Genomic DNA, 5,212 nt, shown 5'->3' with positions numbered 1-5,212 from the left:
CCCTTAGGCGAGCTATTTGTTAAACCCAAACGTCTTCAGAATGACTCCGATGATGGTCAGCTAACCTTATGGGAAAATTTCTTTGGACAGTAGTGAATTCATAATTATACATACTTAAAACTCCACATTGTGTCATCATTTCAACAGAAAGTCAAATTCAGAAAAGAGCGTGAAGTCAAAGCTTCACGCTCTTCTTTACTTGACAAACTTGACCGACTTTTGCTTATTACCAGATCTTACATCTAAAATATAAGCCCCTTTACTTAAGTCACTGATTTGTATTACAGGATTGGTAGTGCTGATAACGCCTTTTTTTACATGCTGTAGCGTTGTTGTTGAAGACGTATATATATTATAATCAAAAAGCCGGGAACCGCTTCGAGTATTTCCGTTGACTACGATTTTGTCACTAGATAAATGAATAGAAAAGTCATATGGAACTAATGGATCAACAACAAGTGTTTCACTTACGGTACTTCCATTATTGTTGTATGAGTACACGACAAATTCAGTAAACAATTCTTTATCTACAGTTGCAACGAAATAGCCTTTTTTAAAGTCTGTCACTTCATATCTTATGGGCAAATCATTTCCCTCGTCAAGTTGCTCAACTATTACACGGTTAGTCCCCTCTGTATCTTTAATGAAGATTTTTATATCTTGTGTATATTCATCGTTTGAAGATGACATTATCCTTGTTTGCAAAACTTGATTTTCAGGGGTGTAACTCATTTTTACCTGCTGGGGCAAGTAATCCAACACGTAATAATAATTGGCTATATCATAGTAAGGTCTTCGATATAGGTTGTCATAAAGTTGTTTATAACGAGTAATTCTGCATCGTAAATATCCATCACACGTTCTTGCATATTGTTCATGATTAGAACTGATATTCCATTCAGACATACTTGTCTGTAAAGGAAAATTAAATAAGCCTGCAGACTGTCTGTATACCAATTCCCACGTTCCGTCTTTTTTTAATAAAGAAATAAGCCATGCACCGTTCCCATTATTATCAGGGTACATGTAATTATAAGGAAACAGGTAAGAACTCAAATCAAAGTCTCCAGCGTCCATTGTTAAATTAATTTTCTTGGAGACACTTTGTAGAGTGCTTAGGTCTTCGTTACTGCTTATATTTGTTTTATTAGAATTTGTATTAAGTGATATACTGCCATTATAAGCTATTAAATTATTAGAAGATCCGGTGGAACTTGCGGATACAGGGTTATAGCCCACTGTTAGGTTATATTTTTGCCAACCTTGAAAATCGTAGAATATTGTGTTATAATTATCTACAATGTTCCTAGAAACACTTCCTCTGCCAAAGTTGTATGAAAGAAGTTCTGTAAAATTCTTGGATTCCTCTGGTATCAAATAGTTCAATGAAATACCGTTAATCCAAACAGAAGGCGCATACAAACTTAGAGTATTGTTGTAATAATTAACGGAAAGATTAAGTGTTCCTTGAGTAGCATTAGTGTATGCTTCAGAAGAATTGTTTCCTCCAATTGCTTGTCGAACGATATTCTCATAATAGGTCAACGATCTATTCGTATTATCAAAGGTTTGTGTATTTGAATTTGCTGTCAAATTAAACGAAAAACCTAATCCTCTGGCAATGTCACGAAGAGCAACCGTTACAAAATCATATTTTGCAACAGGTGTGTTATCCAATGAAAATGAGAAATCATTCAACTTGTTCTTATTGTATGTTATGGTTATATCGGGTTTGCTAAAAAAATCCTCATTATTAATACTATCAACATACGTTACATTATGACCACTATTGTATTCAGCCAAGAGAACATATTTAATTCGACTTGACAGCACAGACTCGTTGTAGGAATAATCGTACGTGGTAGAACTAACTTTGGAAAGCAAGTTCTGGCTGTAGTTACTTCCTCTTATATTGGCTATTTTAACATGGATATTTATTGGCAACGAATTGGGCAATTGCTCTTCCCAAATCTTACATGCATATTCGAATGCACCCTTCATCGAGTTATCCCAAAGTTCTTCTGGCTCATAAGTAACATTAAATACTGTGCCTCCATTAATTTGGCGTACAACGGGAATGTCAGTACATTTTTCAATGTACTCATCAACAGCATAAGACTCTGTCTCTGTGTAATTTTGTGCAAACATTGATGCCGTTAATAATGTTTGCAACAACAAGAGTAAAACTTTTTTCATTATATTGACATTTTAAATGTGATTTCGCTATCTTTATTTATATCGATACATTTAATTACATATATGCCTTTAGGCAAAAAAGAGATGTCCAAAAGATCTGAAATTAAAGAGGATATGACCTGTTGTCCTTTTGAATCGTATATACTTATAGAAAAAACAGATCCCTCACTTCCAGTTTTATATAGGACTCCATTCTTATATGAAATACAACGAGCCAATGTCTCAGGATGCACATTCTTTATAAATGTTGGTGTGTAATAATGTTCAACTGCATCTCGAATACTGATATCTTCAATTAAATCTGTGGTTTGAATTATCTCTTCCGAAACAACACTTCCGTATTTGTTTTGACTAATTATTTGGTAAAATTGACCCCAATCTGCATTTTTATATTGGATTGAATGATAGTAAGCTTCTTCTACACTTGTTACAAGAATATATGTCAACACATAATGATTCGGAATCTGATTTAAATATAAGCTATCCTCAGTGCTTCTAATCTGTGCCAAGTAACACTGATCCATTGAATTTGAGGTGAAAGACACACGTAGTTCTGCTAACTCATTATAGCAACAATCTTCATAATCGAAAATACCATCGAGAGACAATCTGACAAATTTGGGCTTGGATGGCAACACATTAATATGCAGTGATAGGCTATCTAATACAACCGCGTCTTCGTATAAAAACACTTTAGTATGATAATATATGCATGAATCATTTTGGAATTCAATGCGTTTTATGTTACTTTGCGTAAACAAAGACGGAGATACAGAGAAGCCAAAACTGTTGCTGGTAACATGTCTTTTAATTAGCGACATAAAACTGTTGTCTTGTATTTCAATACAAGCTTCCCATTCAAAATTATGGTTTACAACATCATCACATATTACGCTAAATTTCAGAGAATCGCCATCAACAAATGTGTGTTCTGTCATTACTTCGTAACTGTTGTTGACAACAATTACTTTGTCCAGCACCTGAGCACTAGACATCATTGTGGACATAAGAAATGTTATAAACAACCAAATTCTCATTTTAAAAGTTTTGAAGTTTTGATAAGAGTATCTCCTGTATAATAATTGAGAATATACTTGCCTGAAGGCAACCCAACGGTTTCTCCGATATTTTTAACTGTCTTTATATAAAAACCATGAATATCGTATATTTTAATGGAAGAAAATCCATCAATAGCTTTTTTTATGCCTTTTTTGTATTGCAATTCCCTGTTCGTATTATTTTGAAGTGGTGGTAACTCTATTGTGTATAAGTCACTCCCATACTGATTCTCCACAGTTATATCAATCCAAGCATAATAATTCGATGAAACATTCTTGCATGAGAAATGTGCATAATAAGGTTCTCTTACAAATTGGCTCCTGAGTAACGAACTGTATTCCTCCTCTAAAGAAACATATAGATAATCAGCCCCTTTGTAGTCAACTTTGCAAATGACATCATATGAATCATATCCAGAATTAGGGTTTCTGGCAAAATTAACAGCCGAAATTTCAGGAATGAGTTCAAGAGTTATATTATAAACAATTCTTACATGTTTTCCATTTATTTCTCCTGTAAATATTATCTTTCCATAAATATCTCCGTTGATATTGACATGATAGTCATTGGGAAAATTTAATGGGTCAATAGAAAAGTTCAAGTCTCCATATGTTTCCTTTACGACGGTATCACTTCCATCAGAAGACGGGAGTAAAAAAGTCCATTTTCTGTTATTTATGTATTGTTTTCCATTACCCTCTAAATTAAAAGAATGCGTTGAGTAAGCTGACGTTATGCCTGTTTCTGGAATATCAACTCCAATTATTGTGAAGTTTTCAACCTGAGTGGCATTTACATTCCAACCCAATTTGTTTAGTACATTTGCTGTTAAGGTGTCAATTTGCAATATTGCATCTAATTTATTCAAATTATAATGCATCAGCGTATTTGAATTATTCAAATAAATCAAAGACCTACCGCTCTCATACATACTAGGTGTATACATTCTATATACAGAGTCATTCTCAAAACCAGAAATATACACATCACCAAATTGTCCTGTCGCAAACTTGAGAATGTCAGGGTTTTGTCTTGTTCCCGTATTTTTATAATCAGCTAAAATCGCTCCATTAGTTGACTCAAGAAAACTATCAAAAAGAGAAGGATATGTGTTGTTGAAACGAACTATTTCATTTCCACGTATTGTAGTTTGATGTATACTACTTCCAAACCCTAAGACAACAGCAATACTTCTAAGAAAAGCATATGTAAGGTTATATTCTGTAGTGCTGTTAGTGTTATACCCACAATACCAATTAACATTCTTGTTTATTGTTATTACGGCGTCAGGTTTCTGGGTATCAGGAAGGCTCTGAATATAAGAGCAATACAAACTTGTAGGGTAGTAAATGTTATTATACGGAACATAGCTGACAGATGTCTTCACATCCACACCATCAGGAAGATCACCCAACACGAGACTTATTCTAATTTTATAATCCGAATTAGTGTTTAAAGAATTCCTCCAAATATCTGTTGCTACTTCTAGGCTTTTCGAAATGGAATCAGGAATCGATTCGTCATAGTTCAAAACAAACGATAGCGCAGTTTTGTTACTACTTCTTACTTTTTTAGACAAGATTGGCTTTGAAGAAGCAACACTGTCTACGTTTGCTTGGAAACAATCTATATAGTCTAAAGTGACTATTGTTTGCGACTGCATTTCTTGTGTACACAAAAGTGTTAGCAAGAAGATTGCAAATAGAATAAGTTGTTTATTCATATACATTGTTTTTCACTGCTGTCCAAAGAAAATTTCTTAGACATAATTTAAATTAGTTATTTTCAATGAGTTACGCGAATATTATTTTTTCGAGATTTGATTTTGTACTTTTGCAAATCGTATTGCAAGAGGCAGAAATTTGACAAACGATTTCACTCACTCCTACCTGACCATTGCAGAGCTCTATAGAGAACGCTGGCAGGTGGAATGTTTCTTCAAATGGATTAAGCAGCG

3 protein-coding genes and 1 pseudogene are annotated in these 5,212 nt (G+C 33.8%); 1 reads left to right on the top strand and 3 read right to left on the bottom strand.

All coding sequences use genetic code 11. The features are described 5' to 3' along the window. Positions 1-195: 195 nt before the first annotated feature. The 3 genes from T538_RS0113590 to T538_RS0113580 are packed head-to-tail and all read right to left on the bottom strand — an operon-like array spanning position 196 to position 4,978. Positions 196-2,196, bottom strand: a complete 2,001-nt coding sequence (locus T538_RS0113590; protein ID WP_031534540.1) for a hypothetical protein — start codon at positions 2,194-2,196, stop codon at positions 196-198. Next, positions 2,196-3,194 carry a T9SS type A sorting domain-containing protein gene (locus T538_RS0113585; RefSeq protein ID WP_155993233.1) on the bottom strand — a complete coding sequence of 333 codons (999 nt, stop codon included), beginning with the start codon at positions 3,192-3,194 and terminating at the stop codon, positions 2,196-2,198. Before T538_RS0113585 ends, T538_RS0113590 begins: the two co-directional genes overlap by 1 nt. A gap of 35 nt (positions 3,195-3,229) precedes the next feature. Continuing rightward, a complete protein-coding gene (locus T538_RS0113580) occupies positions 3,230-4,978 on the bottom strand; it encodes a hypothetical protein (RefSeq protein ID WP_031541412.1) in 1,749 nt (582 codons plus the stop codon). Positions 4,979-5,117: 139 nt separating this feature from the next. Here T538_RS0113580 and T538_RS18215 point away from each other — a divergent pair. Then, a pseudogene (locus T538_RS18215) lies at positions 5,118-5,212 on the top strand (transposase); the annotation flags it as partial.

This window comes from Bacteroides sp. Ga6A2, assembly GCF_000702225.1.
Taxonomy (GTDB): domain Bacteria; phylum Bacteroidota; class Bacteroidia; order Bacteroidales; family Bacteroidaceae; genus Ga6A1.
The sequence above is the reverse complement of the archived record's forward strand: the minus strand, read 5'-3'. Positions and strand labels throughout refer to the sequence as shown.

Coding starts and splice junctions, on each gene's coding strand:
- T538_RS0113580 (WP_031541412.1), bottom strand. CDS start 4,978: ATGAATAAACAACTTATTCTATTTGCAATCTTCTTGCTAACACTTTTG.
- T538_RS0113585 (WP_155993233.1), bottom strand. CDS start 3,194: ATGATGTCTAGTGCTCAGGTGCTGGACAAAGTAATTGTTGTCAACAAC.
- T538_RS0113590 (WP_031534540.1), bottom strand. CDS start 2,196: ATGAAAAAAGTTTTACTCTTGTTGTTGCAAACATTATTAACGGCATCA.